Raw genomic sequence first — 17,833 nt, 5'->3', positions numbered from 1 at the left:
GGTGGTCGGCTGCTGGCGTAACGCGCTCCAGAACCCCTACCGCCTAAGGAACTTCAGCGACCTGCTCGCCGCGCGCCCCGGGAAGCGGCTCCGCGCCGAGCCCGCTGTCGCTGACGACCTCTCGCACCGACCGCGGGAAAACCCACCGTCGATAACCGAACCAGCGAAACCCCGTCCCCGCCAACGTGCCGAGCACCATCCCCGCGACGAAGTCCGCGATTTCCTGTGCCAGATAGCCGACATGCGGCTCCTCGAGGCGCAAGACGTACCGCGACACCAGCAACGGCAGGAGATTCGCCGCCACCGCTCCGGCGTTGACAGCGAAGAACAACGTCGCCTCGCGCAACCGGCCATGGCCACCTCGGTCCACAAAGGACCATTGCCGGGACAGCAGGTACGCGAAGGCCGTCGACGCGACCGTCGCGATGGCCAGGGCGGTCACCGGCTTTTCGTGCAACACAGTCAGTTTGAGGCTGTAGTCGACCGCCACGGTGACCACGTAGGCGGCCGCGCCGACAACGGCGAAGCGCAGCAGTTCCCGCGGCATGATTCCTCCAGATGACTCCGGCCTGCGGGGCGCGGAGACGGACGATCGCGGCACGGACGCCGGGAAAGCGCCCGTGCCGCCAAACCCGCGGGTCAGCAGTTCGACGTGGCCGGTTTGCCCGCGATCCGGTCCTTGATGAAGGCCAGTACGTCGGCGTTGCCGGTGTAGACCAGCGTGATGTGGTCGGTGTCGTAGGTCTTCCACGTCTCCTGGACACCGGCCGCGCAATAAGCCTTGTGCAAGGTGTCCGCCTGCGCGAACTGCACCAGCTGGTCTCCAGTGGCGTGGTACAGGAAAAGCGGCGCCTTCGGCGGAGTGCCGCCGAGTTTGTTCTCGTTCAGCCGCGTGACCCACGCGGGCTTGATGTAGCCCGGGCTCGTGGTGTAGCCGGAGATCTTCTCGTTCGCGTACGTCGTCAGCAGTTCGAACGTGCACGCGCTCTGCTTCATCTCGGCGAACTTCGCGCGGCCGTTGTCGCTGAGGAACGAGTCCAGCTTCAGCTCCGGGTACGCCTGGTCGAGCCCGAGCAGGGCGTAGGCGAAGACGCCGAAACCGAATTTGCCGTCGAGTTGCAGCGTCACCTGGACGAGATCGGCGGGCACGCCGCCGGCGGCGATCCCGGCGAGGTTCAGCTCCGGGGCGTACGACGGTTGCAGTTCGCCCGCCCACGCCGCCGCGCCGCCGCCCTGCGAGTAGCCGCGGAAGACGACCTTCGAGGTGCTGGACAACCCGGCCGGGGCGAGCCGCTGGGCCGCGCGGACCGCGTCGATCACGGCCGGGCCTTCGGAGCGTCCCACGACATACGTCGTCTTGGGGGAGCTTTGGTAGCCCTCGTAATCCGGGACCGTGACGGCGTAACCGGCGTCGAGCAGGTCGTCGAGGCCGGGTTGCTCGTAGAAGGCTCCGATGTCGATCATCTTCGACGGGGTGCAGCCGAACGCCGGGCCGTGCGTGCCGGGGGCGAAGGCGACGATCGGCGCGCTGGCCCGATTCGCCTGCTTCGGCACCAGCACGGTGCCGGTGACCGCGTCCGGCTGTCCGAGTGCGTTGGTGGACAAGTACATCACCTGCCACGCGTCGACGGTCGCCTTGCGCGGCCCGGCGTTCGACGGCCGCCAGCGGATGACGTCGCCGGGCTTGCCCGCGGGCAGCGGCGAGGGCGGGGTGTAGAACGAGTCGTCGGCCGGGCCGGGGTCCGGAGCCGCGACGGCCGCCGGGGCGAAGACCGGGACGAGGACCAGGGCGACGAGTACGGCGAGCGCGCGCCGGGCCGTCATGAACTCGTCCCGTAAACGCGCTGGCACGTCGGGGATTCGCTGAACGCCAGGTTCAGCTCGGGGTTCGCCTTGAGGTCCTTGATCGGGCCCTCCGGATCGGCGAGCTGGCCCATGGTCGCGTCGGCGTCGGCGATCGCCTGGCGCAGGCCGGCCTGGTCGTCCACCTTCGCCTGGGCCATTTTGGACTTCGTCGCGGCGATCTTGTTCGTGGTCTCGGCGAGGGTGGCGGTGGCTTTGTCCACCGCGGACTGCCCGTCCGGCACCGGCGGCACCCCGGCCGCGCGGATGCCGCCCGCCATGTCGCCGAGTGCCGAACCGAGCCGGTCGAGGAAGGCGACCATCGCGTCCCGGGTCTTGCCGGGAGCGGTGCTGTCGGCGGCGGGCGGCTGGGAGAGCTTCGCCGAGCCCGCGGCCACGCTGGTGCACACCTTGTCGACCCAGGCCAGCGCGGCGGGATCGGCGTGCTTGCCCGAACCGGCGGGTGCGTCCGAGGAGCAGGCGGTGCACGACAGGAGCACGGCCGCCGCCGTCGCGAGCACCGCGCTGTGCATTCTTTTCATGGTTTTCGAGGCTACGCAGCACGGTCGCGGGCGGGCAAGAACGGAATGCCGTATTGGCACGCGCGTCAACATTTCCGGACCGGTGTTTGTCACCTGCGTCAGCGCCGCGGTTGCGGTCCGCACCAGCGGAAAGTCGCCTGAGCCTGCTAGGAAACCAGGCCGCGCGGCGTGCCGAGGTGACAATTTGCGGAGCTGGCTCCGGGTTTTCCGGAAAAGCTCTTGATCGGCGCCGCCGGTGCTCGCTAGCTTGCTGAACGGTAGCGATTTCCGGTTTAAAACGCTCCGCCTTTTCGTATCACTGTTGATACTCGGAAGGACCATCGTGAGTCACCCAAGAGGCAAGAAGAAGATGGCCGCCGCGGCGGCCTCGGGTGCGGTGGGGCTCGTCGCCGCCGCGCTGGTCGTCGGGGCGCAGGCCAGTGCCGCCGACCCGATCTCGCTGACGCTGAACTACCACTGCACTTTCCCGCTCGTGGGTTCGCAGTCGCTGAAGGTGGTGATCAACACCGATCTGCCCACGAACGTGAACGCCGGGCAGGCGACCGGGGCCTTCGACATCAAGGCCGTGTCGACCATCAACGCCGACACGGTCAGCGGCCTCGGCCTGATCGGGGCCACGACCCTGGAGGGCAGCGCGACCGCGAGCGCGAAGGTGGCCGCCCCGGGCCTCGACCTGCCGGTCAGCGTCCCGATCGCGCTGGACAAGACGAACATCCCGCCCTCGGGCGAGATGAACATCAACGCGACCGGCAAGACGCCGTCGCTGACGTTCACCCAGCCCGGCCAGGCGAAGATCACCGTGGGCGACCTGGCGCTCAAGGTCACCCCGCGCAAGGCGGACGGCTCGGTCACCGGGATCACCCCGGACGGCACCATCAACGCGCCGTGCACCCAGGACCCGGGCCAGAACAACACCCTCGCCACGATCACCATCAACGGCGGGACGGCCACGCCGCCTCCGTCCTCGTCGTCGGAGACCCCGCCGCCGACCTCCGCGACGCCGCCGCCGACCTCGGACACTCCGCCGCCGACCTCGGCGACCCCGCCTCCCGGCGGGACCAAGTTCGTGTTCGGCATCGACGGGAAGACCTCGCTCAAGGCGCTCGGCAGCACCGCGCCGATCAAGGGCGGGTTCGACGCCGACGTGGACATCGCGGCCAAGAAGTTCACCGGAGACCTGAAGCTCAACCCGACCAAGACCGACTTCAAGCTGCTCGGGTTCCTGCCGGGCAGCGCGGACGTCAAGGTCGTGCAGAACGGCACCCAGAGCGGTGAACTGGTGGGCACCGGGTTCAAGGCGCACATCAAGTTCGACGTCTTCCTGCCGACGGTCAACCTGTTCGGCTTCCCGATCAGCACCGACCCGAAGTGCGGCACGGTCAGCCCCTCGACCAGCGAGATGACCACCGGCGACGGCTTCGACCTGCTCAAGGGCGGCAAGCTGTCGGGGACCTACTCGCTGTCGGCGTTCCAGAACTGCGGCTCGTTCAACGACTGGATCAGCGCGTTCGCCAAGAGCGACGGCAACACGCTCGACCTGAACCTCGCGCGGCAGCAGTAGCCCGACCCGCCGGTCCCCGTCGCGTCGCGGCGGGGACCGGCTCCATGCCCCGGAAAGGGGGAACCCGTGCCGAAAACCCGGTCGCTGCTCGCGGCGGGCCTGGCCTGCCTGGCCGTTTCCGCGGTCGCCCCTCCCGCGTCCGCGGCGACGCAGGTCGACAAGGTGCTGAGCTATACCTGCCCGTTTCCCTTGATCGGGCTGCAGAAGCTGAATGTCGAGGTGAAGGCGTCGTTCGACCTTCCGTCCGCGCCGGGCGGCCCGCTCACGACCTCGGATCTCGCCGTCGCGGTGACCGTGCCGGACAAGGCCGTGCGCGGCCTGGCGCTGGTCGGCGCGGCGAGCATCGAAGGGACGGCGTCCGCAGGGGTGACGCTGGCCAACGGTCCGCTGACCACACCGGTCGACGTGCCGCTGACCGTGCCGAAAGCGGCGCTGCCGCCCTCCGGTCCGGCCACCGTGCGGGCGACCGGCTCGGTGCCGCAGATCGTGGTGCCGAACGCGGGCAAAGCGACGGTCACCCTCGGCGGGTTCAGCACGCGGCTCACGCCGAAGAAGGCCGACGGTTCGTTCACCGGCCTCGGCTCGTTCACCTCGGACTGCACGCTCGATCCAGGCCAGGATCCGGTGCTGCTGAGCTTCGACGTCGGCACCGCGCAGAGTGCGTACAACTTCGGCTTCGCCGGAACGACGACGTTGAAGGCATTGGGGACGACGGCACCCCTCTCCGGGACTTTCGCTGTCGTCACGCAGCCGTCGTTCAGCAGTACTCCGGCGTTCGACCCGGCCCGCGCGGAGTTCAAGCTCTTCGGGTTCGTGCCGGGCACCGCTGATCTGCGCTTCACGCCGGACGGTCCGCAAACCGGCGAACTCGGCGACGGCGGGTTCGTCACGCACGCGAAGCTCGCTCTCGCGCTGCCTCAGGTGTCGCTGTTCGGGGTGCCGGTCGCGGACGCGGGCTGCCGGGCGAGCGCTTCGATCCCGGTCGACCTGCGCACCGGAGGGGGATTCGCGCTGGCGACCGGCGGGCCGGTGAGCGGGACGTACGCGATCCCGCCGTTGACCGGCTGCGGGGCGTTCACCGCTTACCTCAGCTCGCTGTTTCAAGGAGAAGGCAACACGTTCACCGTCGCGCTGACCGCGCGCTGATCGAGGTTCGCTCAGACCCGGGGGCTCGGAGACGGGGCACGGTGCCAGCTGGTGATCCTGGCTGGCATCGTGCCCCGTCGCGCGTGGTCGCGATCGTCGCAAGTGTACTGTCCACAAAGGACCACAAGAACCGCGGAAGGCCAGCTGGCCTTCCGCGGTCCTTCGCGGAGCTACTCCCCGCCGTTGACCCGGTCGGCCGCGAACGCCGCCGCTTCGCCCGCCTTGCGCCCGTAGCTGAGGTGGGCGAGGATGTTCGTCCCGTCCGGACGGCAGACCGGGTCGCCTGCCGCGCAGAATTCCTTGGTCCGGTCCTGGTACTCGCCGGTGATGTGCTTGCCGAGCTTGGCGATCGGCGGTCCGAAGATCAGCAGCGCGGCCACCCGCGGCGCGACCTCCGGCGGGATGGTCGCGACGATGGGGCCGCCGACGAGAGCGCCTTCGCTGCTGACGCCCACGGAGTTCGCGACGACGTTCGCGCCCTGCGAGTAGCCGACGAGCACGAACCGCTGGTTCCCGCACGCCGCGGCCTGGCTGGTGACGTGGTCGACGAGGTCCTGGTTTCCCCGGGAAGCGGAATCGGGCTGCAGGCTGGCCGGATACTCGACGGCGTAGGAGCTCACCGATTTCCCGGGAAGGCCGGCTCGCAGCGCGGCGAAGACCGGGTCGCCGACGATCACCCCGAGAGTGCCGAATTCGCCGGTGCCCCGCGCGACGACGACGTCGACGTCGGTGCAGGCGGCGGCCCCGGCGGGGGGACTGGCGAGCACGGGGATCCCGGTGCTCGCGAGAAGGGCGGCGACGAGGCCGGCGGGACGGGCAAAGCGCATCCGGATCACCTTTTCTCAAGATCGCGACGGTGCGAACGAACGGAGTCTGGCGGCGCCGGCGCCCGGTCCGCATCGGCGATTCTGCGTACGCGCGAAAAATGCGTAATTTCGACGACGCCTCCGGGCAGCCCCGGCGGCCACGATCCGGACATGCTCACCGAAGAGCCAGTCGCGGCGGCAGTGCTCGACGAGGTCCGCCGGCGGTTGCCCGGATCCGCACCGCTGCTCGACCGCGGTGCGACGCGGTTTCTCGCGTTCGTCCTCGGCCGCGCCTCGGCCAGCGTCCCCGCTGCCGCACCACTGGGGGCCGAAGCGTTCCGCGCCCTCGGGGCCGCTGAACTGCGCGCGACGGGCGATCTCGACCGCCTGCATCGCGCGCTCACCGCGGGCGCGCGCCGGGTGCTTCCGGTGCTCGCCCGTTCGCCGGATTTCGCCGGTGCTGTCGAACGTTTGCTGACCGGGGTCGACGCGATCGCCCGGCTGGCGGCCGAAGGCTCCCGGGTCGCGGCCGCGGGCGATCGCGGGCGTGCCCGGGCCCGGCTGCTGGCCGAACTCGGCAAACCCCGGCCGACGGTGCTCGACGCACTTGCCCGCGAGGCGGATTGGCCGCTCCCCGACACCGTCGTCGCGGTGGCCCTCGACACCGGTGCCCCGAGAAACACGGAGGACGTGCTGTGCGACCTTCGCGCACCGGAGCCGTGGGCGGTCCTGCCCGCCTCGGCGCCGGTGCCGGATTTCGGGGTCCGCGCCGCGATCGGGCCTGAGGTCGCGCCGCAGGACACCGCGAGGTCGTTGCGCTGGGCTCGCCGCACGCTGAGCCTGCTTCGCCGCGGAGTGCTCCCGGACGCGCGCCCGGTCCGCTGGGACGACCACCTCACCACGCACTGGCTGCTCGCCGACGACGTCCTGCGCTCGGCGCTGGAAACGAGCAGCCTCGCCCCGCTCGACGTGCTGACGCGCAAGGCGCGGGAACGGGCCGCGGAGACGTTGCTCGCCTTCCTCACCACGAGCGGCAGCGCCCCGGAGATCGCCGCGATCCTCGGCGTGCACCCGCAAACGGTCCGGAACCGCCTGCGGACTCTGACCACGCTTTTCGGCGACCGGCTGCACGATCCGGAGGAACGGTTCGGCCTCGAGATTTCGCTGCGGGCGCGCAAGCTTCGCCCGGCCGGATAAAAGGGGGACGTACGTAGTTTCCCGGACGCGATCGCCGCGCGGGCCGGGCATGCTGGCCCCGGTTTTCGATCAGGACAGCGAATGCTGGCCTTGACGCTTTGGAGGCATCTGGTGCGATTCGTTCGGACAGCGTCGTTCACGATCGCGGCGGTTTCCGCCGTGTGCACCGCCCTCGCCGCTCCGGCCTGGGCGGACATGGGAAAGTACGTCGCGCTGGGAGATTCCTACGCGGCCGGAACCGGAGCCGGCGACTACGGTTCCAGCGGGCAGTGCTACCGCAGCGCCAACGCCTATCCGCAATTGTGGGCGAACGCGCATTCGCCGAGTTCTTTCACCTTCGCCGCCTGCGGCGGGGCGACCACTGCCGACGTGCTGGACAAACAACTCGGCGCCCTCGACGCGAGCACCGCGCTGGTCACGATTTCCATCGGCGGCAACGACGTCGGTTTCGCCGGATTGATGGTCACCTGCGTCACTGGCTCGGACCAGGCGTGCGCGAATGCCGTGGACAAAAGCGCTGCCGACGCCCGTGCGACCCTGCCCGGAAAACTGGACAAGACCTATCAAGCGATCAAAAGCCGTGCACCCCAGGCGAAAATCATCGTCATGGGGTATCCGCACCTGTTCGCGCCGGGAACCGTCCGCTGTTCGATGAGCCAGACCAAACGGACGGCTCTCAACCAGGGCGCGGACGAGCTGGCGGCCGTCGTCTCCGACCGGGCCGCGGCCAACGGCCTGCGGTACCGCGACGTCCGGGAGAACTTCGCCGACCACGGCGTCTGCGCGCCGAACCCGTGGATCAACAACGTGCAGTGGCTCAACCTGGTCGAGTCGTTCCACCCCAGCGCGCGGGGACAGGCCAAGGGCTACTATCCCGCGCTCGAAGCGGCCACTGCCTGACCTCGCCGCTCCCGCCTCCGGTTCGCCGTCCCACCCGCCTCGCCCGACCCGGTCGTCCCGGTCGTCCCGGTCCTCCCGCATGGACAATGGCCCCGGGTTCGGGTCGAATGGGCCGGTCCCGGACAGCGGCGGGGGTGGGAGCGATGGCGGACGGCGCGGCCGCGCCGGCGGAGCTGACGAGTTACGTCGGCCGAGCCGGCGCCGACGACGAGGTGCGGCGGCTGCTCGGCCAGTACCGGCTGGTCACCCTGACCGGGCCGGGCGGGGTGGGGAAGACCCGGCTGGCCGGGCGGGCCGCCAGCGCGTTCACCCGGGCGTTCCCGGACGGGGTCGCGATCGTCCCGCTCGCCGAGCTGCAGGACGCCAGCCTGCTTGCGCAGGTCGTCGCCGACTGCCTTGGCCTGCACGACACGGCCGACCGCAGTGCGCAGGACGCGGTGCTGGCGTATCTGCGCGAACGGAAGCTGCTTCTCCTGCTGGACAACTGCGAACACCTCGTCGAGGGGTGCGCCGAGTTCGCCGCGATGCTGTTGCGCCGCTGCTCGCACCTGGCGATCCTCGCGACCAGCCGTCGCTCGCTCGACATCGCGGGGGAGTGCGTGCTGCCGATCGCCCCGCTCGCCGTTCCCGCGGCCGAGGTGGCCGACCCGGACGAAGCGCTCGCTTCGGACGCCGTCCGGCTGTTCGCGGACCGGGCGTCGGCGGTAGTGCCGTCCTTCCGGCTCACCGCGAGCAACACCCGGGACGTGGTGCGCGTGTGCCGTCAGCTGGACGGACTTCCGCTCGCCGTCGAACTCGCCGCGGCCCGGCTGCGCACGTTGTCGCCGCGGCAGATCGCGGAACGGGTCGGGGAAAGCCTGACGCTGCTGACCAGCGGCGCCAGGACCCTTCCGGACCGGCATCGCACCCTGCGCGCCGCCGTCGAGTGGAGTTATTCCCTGTGCGACAGCGCCGAACGCGCGGTGTGGGAACGCTGTTCGGTGTTCGCGGGTCCCTTCGACCTATCCGCTGCCGAGGAACTCGCCGAGACCCGCGGCAGCGAAGGCACCGCCCTGGACCAGTCGGCGGTGCTGGACGCCGTCGACGGCCTGGTCGGCAAGTCGGTCCTGATGCGCGTCGACGGCGAGACCCGGGTGCGCTACCGGATGCTGCACGTCCTGCGCGAATTCGGGCAGGAACGCCTGGCCGCCGCCGGAACGGCCGAACTGTTCGCGCGCCGGCACCGCGACCACCACGACCGGTTGCTCGCCCAAGCGGACGCCGAATGGTTCGGCCCGCGGCAGGACGACTGGCTGGCCCGGCTTTCGGAGTCGCACGCCGACATCCGGGCCGCCCTGTCGTGGTCGCTGCGCACCCCCGAGGACGCACTCGTCGCGTTGCGCATGTCCACCTGCCTCGTCGAATACTGGGCAGCGCGCGGAGCCGCCCGGGAACTGCGGGAATGGATCGACCGCTCGCTGGCGGCGCTCGCGCCCGACGCCCCGGGCCGGGCGAGAGGACAAGCCATCGCGGCCCTGTGCGCGGCACTGCACGCTGACGTTCCGCGGGCACGGCAGCGGCTCGACCTGGCGGCCGCCGCCGAGGACGAGGACGCCGCCCCGTTCGTCGCCCACGCCGAGGCTTTCGTGGCGATGCTCGTGGTCGAACCGCACGTCCTGGAAAACGCCGCCGAGGCGGTGCGGATCTTCGGCGAGCGAAACGACCCGCGCCGGCAAATGCACCCGATGTTCCTGCAGGGCATCGCCATGGCCTACCGCGGAGATCTGGCCGGGGCCAGGAACCTGCTGGGGCAGATGCGGCAGAAATGCGCGGAGGCGGGCGACAAGCGGTACCGCTCGATGGCGCTGTTCGGGCTGGGCGTCGTCGAGGTCTGGCTGGGCGGCGACCTCGACGCCGGAGAACGCGCGTTGCGCGAGGCACTGCACATCGATCTGGATGGCCCCGACGTGCTGTCGGCCGCCTACCGCGTCGACGGCCTCGCCTGGGTCGCAGCGAAACGCGGCGACGCGGCGCGCGCTGCTGGCTTGTTCGGCACCGCCGCCGCCCTCTGGGAACGCTGCGGCAGCGAACCGGACGTCGCGGTGGCCATGCCGCACCGGGAAATGATCAAAGCCACCCGCGACGCACTCAGCGACGCCGAGTTCGAAAACGCTTTCGCCGCGGGGAAACAGCGAAACCCGCGAGACCTGCTGACCCTTTCCGACCCGTCCCGCCCGGCACCTGCCGGACGCCCTTCGTCGCTGGCCCCGCTGACCCGCCGGGAAACGGAGATCGCCGACCTGGTCGCCGCGGGCCTGAGCAACCGCGAAATCGCCGCGCGGCTGGTCATCGCGCAACGCACCGCCGAGACGCATCTGCAGCACATCATGAACAAACTGGATTTCGTGAACCGGACCCAGGTCGCGATCTGGGTGAACGGGAAGAGGGCTTGAACCAGCTGCTGCTCGCGGCGGACAATCGGCTGTTTTTCGCCAAAGGCCAGGGGCGCGACCGGATCAACGCGGGCTACACCAGGCAGGCTCGCTGACCTGCGGTCGTCGGCTAGCGGCTCGGTGTCGTTTCGTACCGGTGCATCCACTCGATCAGCGGGCGGACGGCCCGCAAGGCTTCCGCGCCTTTCCGGGTCAGTTCGTACCAGGTCGGCTTGAAGTGGCCTTCGTCGGCGTGCAGGCGCACGAGCCCGTTGTCTTGAGCTCGTTTCAGCGTCTTGGTGAGGCTTTGGTCCGACAGAGGGCTGACGTCGTCACCGTTGTCCTGCCGCACTTCGCCTTCGTTCACCCGGTCGCGAATGTCGCGGTATTGGAGCTTGTCCTCGGTGGAGAGGGCGGCCAGCACTACGATCATCCACCGGCCTCGGAGCATCTCGACCGTCGACTCGAAGGTCTTCTGGTACGACATGTTCTGCCTCGACACGTTCTCAGCTAACACGATCCGCGCGGCGGTGTCTCGCTGAGCCGCAAACTCGCTTCCTGCTGCGCCTAACGAGTGAAAGCAGCCCGGAACATCCCTGCGTGAGTCGGCACCCGTCACTTGCGTGAGTCGGCGGATTGCCTGGTAGGCAGGCCGCAGCCGGGACTGACCGCCTGGCGCCGCACAAGGCGTGGCTTGGGCCGGAGGCCAGGAGCAGGCCGCCGACCCGGGCCACGCCGAGAGGGAAATCGGCCGTCGGGCCGAGTTCAGAAGGACGGGGAATGCGCGCGAAGCGAACGGAAGAGCCCAGCCTGGAGCCGAGCAGGGTCGCCGAGGTCGTGAGAATTGTCAGCGAGATTCCGCTCCCGCGGCCGTTCAGCATGAACGCCTTGGTCGACCGGTTGAACAGGCTCCGTGACAAGCCCATCCGGTTGATGCGCGGCGACATGGCGGGAACCATGCCCACCGGCATGCCGCTGAGAACCGAGGCTGCGGACTACATCGTCGTGATCCGCGACGTCGAGCGCGGACATGCCCGGCACATCCACTTCCACGAACTCGGCCACGTCTTTCTCGAGGACGCTGAGGTAGCCGGTCCATGCTTGCCAGTTACGGTTGCGCGCCGCTGCGAAGCAGACAAGTTGATGGCGGAGGAGTTCGCCTTTCAGCTGGCCGGCGGGCCTGCAGCGCGGGCAGGTCGATCGGCACCGACAGTGGTTCGCTGTCGATCTCGTCGCGCTATCGCCGCAGCAACGCGAAAACCTCGCCGTGGACCGAGCTCATAGTAATGAAGTCGTACAGCGCGCGCGTTTCGCTACACCTCGCCTTTCCCGCGTGCGGCGAGCCTGGAGCAGGTGACGCGAGTCGTGCTTCGCCGGATGCGCCCGGAGCGCGATTGCGCGGAGGTCGTGGCAGACGTTGCGTTCGACCGTCTGCGAGCGACGTAGCAGCGTGACCACACCATCGTCGCGGCGCGTGTTCACGCCCGGACCTTCCCGATCGCGGCCTGCTCGCGTCGCAGGGCAGCGTGCTCGATTGCGCTAGCCGAGCGGGCCGCCGCGCGGCACGGCGTGCCCATCCTGTTCGCCGAGTTGAACGTCGGCACCGAGGAGGTCATCGGAGAGTGCTACCTCGTTCGAGACGCCGCGAACTTTCTGGCTTTCCTGAAGAATGCGGTGAAACCTCATGGGGCAAGGAGGTCCACGTAGTGCTGGACAAGCTGTCCACCCACACCACCCCGCCGTCCGGGCATGGCGGGAAGCGCATCCGAACGTCCGGTTCGGCTTCACCCCGAAAGGCGCCTCGTGGGTCGACTGGCTTGACCCGGGCGGCCCAATGCCGCGAGCCGGCTGACGAAGGTAGCGATGGCTTTCTTCTGCGGCAATCGCGGTGGTGAAAGGATTTTCCGCGCTCGGTGTCGGTGAGACGGACCCGAATCGATCACGCCGGTGTGCTCTGTTCGTCGTTGTCGGGCGGTTCGGGTGTTGTGGCGGGGGAGATGTGGACGGTGACGAGGTCGGCCAGTCCGGTGAGGGTGACGAGGGGGAGCAGGAGCGGGTTGAGGATGAGTTCGATGTGTTCGGTATGGGTGAAGAGCACGTTCAGGCCGGCGCTGTCGAGGTAGGGGACGCTGGTGAGGTCCACGACGATCCGTTCGGAAGTGGCGTCGAGGGCATTGGCGAGTTGTGAGGCGTTGCTGGTGTCGATTTCGCCGACGGCGGTGACCAGCATGGCGCCGTCGGAGTGTCGGCCGGGGGTGAGGGCGAGCGGGGTCATCGGGCGATCCTCGTCTGCAGGTGGGCGGTGGTTCCGGTGTCGTCGGACGTGATGGTGACGTGCTGCATCATCGCGTGCATCACTGTGATGCCGCGGCCGCGGTGGGTGTCGAGGTGTCGTTGCGGGGTTTTCCATCGGCCGGTGTCGGAGACGGTGAGGTGCAGGTCAGGTCCGAATAGTTCGGCCTTCAAGCGCACTTGGGCGGAGACGGTGTCGCGGGAAGCGTGTTCGATGGAGTTGGCGACCGCTTCGCCGGCTGCGACGAGCACGCTCTGGACTGTGCTGGCAGGCAGGTCGGCTTGTCCGAGCCACGCGCGCAGGGTGTCGCGGACGGGAGCGAGCTCGGCGACGTCGGCGGTGAAGGCGAGTTCGAGCGGCGCGGGGTGGCGGTAGAGCAGCAGCGCGACGTCGTCTTCGTAGCCGCCGGGCGGGGCGAGCTGCGTCATGATCCGGGTGGCGAGGTCGTCGACGGGCAAATCGAGGCCGTGCTGGACTGCGCTGGCGGCGGCCTCGATGCCCTGGTCGAGGGGACGGTGGCGGCGTTCGACGAGGCCGTCGGTGTACATCAGCAGGCTTGCTCCGGCCGGCATCGTGCAGGTGGCCTCGTTCCGGGCCGCGCCGAGGCGCACGGCGAGCGGAAACGCTCCGGCCTGGTCGAGCAGTCGTGCGGTGCCGTCGGGGTGGGCGAGGATCGCGGGCGGATGTCCGGCGCTGCTGTAGGTCAGGCGGCCGCTGGCGGAGTCGAGTGTGGCGCAGAAGACGGTGGTGCAGAACGCGCCGGGGATGCCCGCGGCGAACTGGTCCAGCGCGATGAGGGTGCGGGCGGGGGCGCCGTGTTGCAGGAGCAAGGCGCGGCAGGCGCTGCGCAGCTGGCCCATGACCGCGGCCGCGGCCAGTCCGTGTCCGACGCAGTCGCCGACGACGATGCCGGTCCGGCCGTCGGGAAGGGCGATGGTGTCGTACCAGTCGCCGCCGACTTCCAGCGGCCGGGCCGCGGGTTCGTAACGGACGGCGAATCCGGCGGGCAGCTGGGCCGGGCCGAGGATGGCGCGTTGCAGTGCGAGCGCCGTTTCCCGTTGCTGCTCGACCTGGTGGGTGCGGGCCAGTGCTTGGGCGAGGTGGCCGGCGAGCGTGGCGAGCAGCTGCAGGTCCGGTTCGCCGAAGGGCTGGTGCCGGTCCAGGTGCAGCCACAGGGCCAGGCGCCCGTCGGGATGGTGGAGGGTGATCCCGGCTCCGGCGCTGCCGTCGCCGGTTCCGAGGTCGGCAGTCGGGTTGAGCGTGGGACGTTCGGCCAGCGCGTGCAGCGTCGCGCGCTGCGGTTCGCTGAGCGTGTCCCAGGACGTGACCGACGGGTCCGTGCTGCTGACTGCGGGCGGCGCGTCCAGGGTCATGACGGCGGCGGTCACGGATCGGGCCGTCCACAGGGTCCGCAGTTCGGACAGTGCGCCCGCGATGGCGTCGGGCACGCTGGTCGCGGCGGCCAGTCGCACGGTCAGCGCGGCTACGGCGGTCTCGCGTGCCTGCGCGTGGTGTTCGACGGTGACGTCGCGGAACGTGCCGACGATTACTTTGGCACCGGTGTCGGGGTCGATGGCGTGGTTGAACTCGATGCTGATCCACAACCGGCGGCCGTCGCGGTGAAGGACCGGGACGGTGTGGTGCCCGCGCACGTCGGCGAGCAGGCTGGCGAAGCTGTCGGCTGCGCGCCGGAAGCCGTCGGGATCGGTGCCGGGGTCGGGCCACCACGGCTGCCGGGGAGAGTAGGGCAGGCCCTCGGGGCCGTAGCCGAGAATGTCGGTGAACGCGCTGTTGATTTCGACGACCGTGCCGGACTGGTCGCAGACGAAGAACGCTTCCTGCAGCGAGTCGATCAGCGCGGTGCGCCAGCGGGCCTGATGGCTGCGCAGCCGGGCCAGCTCGATCGTCGCCCTGGCCCGGGCGAGCAGTTCCGCGGCGGAGAACGGTTTGAACAGGTAGTCGTCCGCGCCGGCCCGCAGGCCTTCGATGGAGGCTTCTTGCCCGGCGCGGGCCGACAGCAGCAGCACCGGGACCGCGGTGGTCCGGGGGTCGGCGCGCAGCCGTGCGAGCAGCGCAAGTCCGTCGAGACGGGGCATCATGACATCACTGATCACCAGGTCCGGGCAGTCCTCGCGAACGACGTCCAAGGCGTGCGCCCCGTCCACAGCGGCGCGCACCCGGTAACCGGCGGCGCCCAGCAGCCGGGTGAGGTAGTCGCGCATGTCGGAGTTGTCGTCGGCGACCACCACCGTCGCCGACGCTGCCCGATCGGCCGCCGGCGACACCGTCTCGTTCGCCCCGGCGAAGATCGAGGAGGGAGCCGCGCCGGGCTGTTCGGCGGGCAGCCAGCGCAGGGCTTCCTGCACGAAGGGCTCGACGGAGCTCGAAACTAGGGGATCAGTCGCCGACGGCGGCTCCTCCGGGCCGACGGCGTCGGCTGGCAGGTGCCCGGTGCCGAAAGGCAGCCGGATGGTGAACCGGGTGCCGTGATTGTCGGCGGAGTCGCTGCTCTCCGCGGTGATGGTGCCGCCGTGCAGGCTGACCAGCTCCCGCACCAGGGCCAGTCCGATGCCGCTGCCCTCGTTGGATCTCGCTCTGGTGTTCTCGATCCGGTGGAACCGGTCGAACAGGCGGGGTATTTCCCCAGCCGGTACTCCGACGCCGGTGTCGGCCACGGTGACCACCGCACCGGCGCCGGCTTCGGTGTTGTCGGCGCGGACGCTCACCGTGACGGTGCCGTCGAAAGTGAATTTGAGCGCGTTGCTGAGCAGGTTGAGCAGCACCTTTTCCCACATGCCGCGGTCCAGGTACACCGGTTGGGGCAGCGGCGGGCAGTCCACGGCGAGGACCAGCCCGGCTCTCTCCACCGCCGAGCGGAACAGGCTGGCCAGCTCCGCGGTGGCCGCGGCGAGATCGACCGGGACGAACCGGGCCTGCGTCCGGCCTGCCTCGATCCGGGAGAAGTCCAGCAGCGTGTTGACCAGCTTGCCCAGCCGTAGCCCGTTGCGCTTGATCACGGCGAGGTCCTCGACCGTGTCCGGGTCGGCGTCGGCCAGCCGTTGCTCCAGTTCCTGGACCGGCCCCATGATCAGCGTGAGCGGGGTGCGGAACTCGTGGCTGATGTTCGAGAAAAACGTCGTCTTGGCCTTGTCCAGGGCCGCCAGCTCTTCGGCCCGCTGCTGCTCGGCCCGAAAGCTGCGCGCGCTCGCGATCCCGGCGGCCAGATGCCCCGCGACCAGCTCCACGAATCCGCGGTAGTCCGCGTCCGCGGGCCGGTAGCGGTTCAGCCCGACGACCAGGAAGCCGTACGGGGCGCCGCCCTGCTGCGACAGCGGCACCGCCATCGCCTGCGTCGGCGGTCGTTCCCACGGGCCGGCGGGCAGACCGGCGAACGCGGGCCTGGCCAGCGCGACCAGCACGGACTCGCCGCGCCGCACAGCCGTTGTCGGCCACGTCGCGTCCCCGGCGTCCAGCGGCAGGCTGGCCGGGGCGGCGGGGTGGCCGGTGTCGATCCCGGTCGTGGCCGCCAGCCGGGCTCCGCCCTCGTCGGTGAACAGGTAAGTGAGGGTGAAGGGAAGATCGAAGCGGTTGTGCCCCAGCTGCCGGGCCGCGAAGCCGAGCGTTTCCTCTTCGGTGCGTGCGACGGTGGGATCGGAGCCCAGCTCGCGCAGAGTGACCATGCGCCGCTCGCCGATGACTCGTTCGGTTTCTTCGCTGACTACGCACAGCATGCCGACCACCGCGCCGGCATCGTCGCGCAGCGGGCTGTAGGAGAAGGTGTGGTAGGTCTCCTCCGGATAGCCCGAGCGCTCCAGAAACAGCAGCAAAGCCTCGTCCCAGGTCGCCTTGCCGGTGGCGAGCACACTGTCGATCCGCGGTCCGATGTCGTCCCAGATCTCCGCCCACACCTCGCTGGCCGGGCGCCCCAGCGCCCACGGGTACTTGCGCGCCAGCGTGTTGCGGCGATAGGCGGCGTTGCAGAAGAACGTCAGCTCCGGGCCCCACGCCATCCACATCGAGAACCGCGACGACAGCAGGATGCTGACCGCGGTCCGCAGGCTCTGCGGCCACGACCGCGGTTCGCCCAGCGGCGTCGCCGCCCACTCCACCTCGGCCAGGTCCGTGCCGATTTCCTCATCCGCGGCGAAGACGTTCGCTGTTGCGGCCGCCTCGGTGCCCCGTTCGTCCCTTCCCGAGGAATCCACTAGCCGTCCCTTCACGTCTTCGAACGCGGAGAGTGCGTTGTGCGCCGCCACACGCCTCGCCTGCGCCCCGGCGATCGCCCCGTCGCGGCGGTTTTGAGCAGTGCTCAAGCGTCCGCGACGGTAGCGGCGGTGTGCAGCATTTCATCCAGATAGGTGGCCTGCGGCGCGCGCAGGACGGCACGACGCGTGGCCACGACGACGAAACCGGTCCGGTCGCGCTGGTGCCCGGTGGCGCGAGGCGACGAGCTCGCTGAGTGCGGCGGAGGAAACAAACTCCACATTCTCCAGATCGAGGATGACGTTCGTGCCAGGTTTCCGCATCAGCGCATCCAATCGCCGGTGCAGCACGGGCGTGGTGCGCAGGTCCAGATTTCCTTCGACAGCGACCGCGGTCGAGCCGTCGCCCGCGACGGTGCTGATGCTCAGCGGCGGGGCAACCGACTTGCCGGAACCGGTCACGAGCGTCCTCCGAACTGCATCGTTGGCGTGCCGCCACCGGTCGCGGTGCCGAAGGGGCCGGGCGACCTCGAGAGTACCGGCCAGTTCTCCGCCGCGCGCGACAACCGACGGTCGAGCAAGGCCCGCGAGAAGGATCATCGGGTGTTCACGAGTTTGCTGTTGCGAGGACAGTTTTGTGGACGAGTCACCACGCTTCTCCGGCGTCCGTACCGGGGCCGTCGGCGAATTCTTGGTTCTGCTGCAAGCTGGCATCTGCATGAGCGCTGCGAGAGACATTGCCATCCAGGCGATGCACGCGAGCGTGCCGCCGACTCCGAATGCGAGCAATACGCGTCGCAGGCCCGCAACAGTTCCCGCTTGCCCCGAGATTTCGGTAATTCCTGGATCGGCCATGGTGATGGCGTGCCCGGGACAGCACAGTGTGAAATGGCTTGAAGGCGAGAATTTGAGTCAGACCGCGCGCATCCGTTC

General features: G+C 69.7%; 14 protein-coding genes. 6 read left to right on the top strand and 8 right to left on the bottom strand.

Translation table 11 applies throughout. The features are described from left to right. Positions 1-43: 43 nt before the first annotated feature. The 3 genes from ACZ63D_RS04900 to ACZ63D_RS04890 form a co-directional block, all read right to left on the bottom strand. Complete coding sequence (locus ACZ63D_RS04900) at positions 44-547, bottom strand: GtrA family protein (RefSeq protein ID WP_465352974.1); 504 nt, start codon at positions 545-547, stop codon at positions 44-46. A 92-nt stretch (positions 548-639) separates the two neighbouring features. Next, complete coding sequence (locus ACZ63D_RS04895; protein WP_465352973.1) at positions 640-1,824, bottom strand: lipase family protein; 1,185 nt, start codon at positions 1,822-1,824, stop codon at positions 640-642. Continuing rightward, positions 1,821-2,384: a hypothetical protein gene (locus ACZ63D_RS04890; RefSeq protein ID WP_465352972.1), complete on the bottom strand. Its 564-nt coding sequence runs from the start codon at positions 2,382-2,384 to the stop codon at positions 1,821-1,823. Before ACZ63D_RS04890 ends, ACZ63D_RS04895 begins: the two co-directional genes overlap by 4 nt. Before the next feature lie 322 nt (positions 2,385-2,706). Here ACZ63D_RS04890 and ACZ63D_RS04885 point away from each other — a divergent pair, with 322 nt between their 5' ends. Together ACZ63D_RS04885 and ACZ63D_RS04880 are read left to right on the top strand one after the other, a co-directional pair. After that, entirely contained in the window at positions 2,707-3,945 is a 1,239-nt protein-coding gene (locus ACZ63D_RS04885) for a DUF6801 domain-containing protein (RefSeq protein ID WP_465352971.1), read from the top strand. A 66-nt stretch (positions 3,946-4,011) separates the two neighbouring features. After that, positions 4,012-5,091 carry a DUF6801 domain-containing protein gene (locus tag ACZ63D_RS04880; RefSeq protein ID WP_465352970.1) on the top strand — a complete coding sequence of 360 codons (1,080 nt, stop codon included), beginning with the start codon at positions 4,012-4,014 and terminating at the stop codon, positions 5,089-5,091. 170 nt (positions 5,092-5,261) lie between these two features. On the opposite strand, the gene ACZ63D_RS04875 is transcribed toward ACZ63D_RS04880, so the two are convergent. Next, the gene (locus ACZ63D_RS04875; RefSeq protein WP_465352969.1) at positions 5,262-5,918 is read right to left on the bottom strand and encodes a cutinase family protein; all 657 of its coding nucleotides are present in this window, start codon (positions 5,916-5,918) and stop codon (positions 5,262-5,264) included. Between the two features lie 150 nt (positions 5,919-6,068). On the opposite strand from ACZ63D_RS04875, the gene ACZ63D_RS04870 reads away from it, so the two are divergent. The 3 genes from ACZ63D_RS04870 to ACZ63D_RS04860 all read left to right on the top strand — a co-directional run bounded on the left by ACZ63D_RS04870 (position 6,069) and on the right by ACZ63D_RS04860 (position 10,426). Beyond that, positions 6,069-7,094, top strand: a complete 1,026-nt coding sequence (locus ACZ63D_RS04870) for a helix-turn-helix domain-containing protein (protein WP_465352968.1) — start codon at positions 6,069-6,071, stop codon at positions 7,092-7,094. Positions 7,095-7,205: 111 nt separating this feature from the next. Further along, positions 7,206-7,994 (top strand): SGNH/GDSL hydrolase family protein, encoded by a 789-nt coding sequence (locus ACZ63D_RS04865; protein ID WP_465352967.1) that lies wholly within the window; start codon positions 7,206-7,208, stop codon positions 7,992-7,994. 143 nt (positions 7,995-8,137) lie between these two features. Further along, positions 8,138-10,426, top strand: coding sequence for an ATP-binding protein (locus ACZ63D_RS04860; RefSeq protein WP_465352966.1), 2,289 nt, complete (start codon positions 8,138-8,140; stop codon positions 10,424-10,426). Positions 10,427-10,535: 109 nt separating this feature from the next. Here the strand turns inward: ACZ63D_RS04860 and ACZ63D_RS04855 are convergent, their stop codons facing one another. Then, positions 10,536-10,907 carry a winged helix-turn-helix transcriptional regulator gene (locus tag ACZ63D_RS04855; RefSeq protein WP_465352965.1) on the bottom strand — a complete coding sequence of 124 codons (372 nt, stop codon included), beginning with the start codon at positions 10,905-10,907 and terminating at the stop codon, positions 10,536-10,538. Positions 10,908-11,185: 278 nt separating this feature from the next. On the opposite strand from ACZ63D_RS04855, the gene ACZ63D_RS04850 reads away from it, so the two are divergent. Beyond that, positions 11,186-11,689, top strand: coding sequence for a hypothetical protein (locus ACZ63D_RS04850; RefSeq protein WP_465352964.1), 504 nt, complete (start codon positions 11,186-11,188; stop codon positions 11,687-11,689). 655 nt (positions 11,690-12,344) lie between these two features. Here the strand turns inward: ACZ63D_RS04850 and ACZ63D_RS04845 are convergent. Genes ACZ63D_RS04845 through ACZ63D_RS04835 form a run of 3 tightly spaced genes read right to left on the bottom strand, consistent with a single transcriptional unit; the run spans position 12,345 to position 17,755 of the window. Continuing rightward, complete coding sequence (locus tag ACZ63D_RS04845; protein WP_465352963.1) at positions 12,345-12,680, bottom strand: STAS domain-containing protein; 336 nt, start codon at positions 12,678-12,680, stop codon at positions 12,345-12,347. Next, positions 12,677-17,011, bottom strand: a complete 4,335-nt coding sequence (locus ACZ63D_RS04840; protein WP_465352962.1) for a SpoIIE family protein phosphatase — start codon at positions 17,009-17,011, stop codon at positions 12,677-12,679. The genes ACZ63D_RS04845 and ACZ63D_RS04840 overlap by 4 nt, the downstream gene beginning before the upstream one ends. A 33-nt stretch (positions 17,012-17,044) precedes the next feature. Beyond that, positions 17,045-17,755, bottom strand: a complete 711-nt coding sequence (locus ACZ63D_RS04835; RefSeq protein WP_465352961.1) for an STAS domain-containing protein — start codon at positions 17,753-17,755, stop codon at positions 17,045-17,047. Positions 17,756-17,833: the final 78 nt, after the last annotated feature.

This window comes from Amycolatopsis sp. NPDC104775 (assembly GCF_055583325.1).
The sequence above is the reverse complement of the archived record's forward strand: the minus strand, read 5'-3'. Positions and strand labels throughout refer to the sequence as shown.

What these genes read in the sequence shown, in the direction of transcription:
- ACZ63D_RS04900 (WP_465352974.1), bottom strand. Translation starts at nt 547, where the DNA reads ATGCCGCGGGAACTGCTGCGCTTCGCCGTTGTCGGCGCGGCCGCCTAC.
- ACZ63D_RS04895 (WP_465352973.1), bottom strand. Translation starts at nt 1,824, where the DNA reads ATGACGGCCCGGCGCGCGCTCGCCGTACTCGTCGCCCTGGTCCTCGTC.
- ACZ63D_RS04890 (WP_465352972.1), bottom strand. Translation starts at nt 2,384, where the DNA reads ATGAAAAGAATGCACAGCGCGGTGCTCGCGACGGCGGCGGCCGTGCTC.
- ACZ63D_RS04875 (WP_465352969.1), bottom strand. Translation starts at nt 5,918, where the DNA reads ATGCGCTTTGCCCGTCCCGCCGGCCTCGTCGCCGCCCTTCTCGCGAGC.
- ACZ63D_RS04870 (WP_465352968.1), top strand. Translation starts at nt 6,069, where the DNA reads ATGCTCACCGAAGAGCCAGTCGCGGCGGCAGTGCTCGACGAGGTCCGC.
- ACZ63D_RS04860 (WP_465352966.1), top strand. Translation starts at nt 8,138, where the DNA reads ATGGCGGACGGCGCGGCCGCGCCGGCGGAGCTGACGAGTTACGTCGGC.
- ACZ63D_RS04850 (WP_465352964.1), top strand. Translation starts at nt 11,186, where the DNA reads ATGCGCGCGAAGCGAACGGAAGAGCCCAGCCTGGAGCCGAGCAGGGTC.
- ACZ63D_RS04845 (WP_465352963.1), bottom strand. Translation starts at nt 12,680, where the DNA reads ATGACCCCGCTCGCCCTCACCCCCGGCCGACACTCCGACGGCGCCATG.
- ACZ63D_RS04835 (WP_465352961.1), bottom strand. Translation starts at nt 17,755, where the DNA reads ATGGCCGATCCAGGAATTACCGAAATCTCGGGGCAAGCGGGAACTGTT.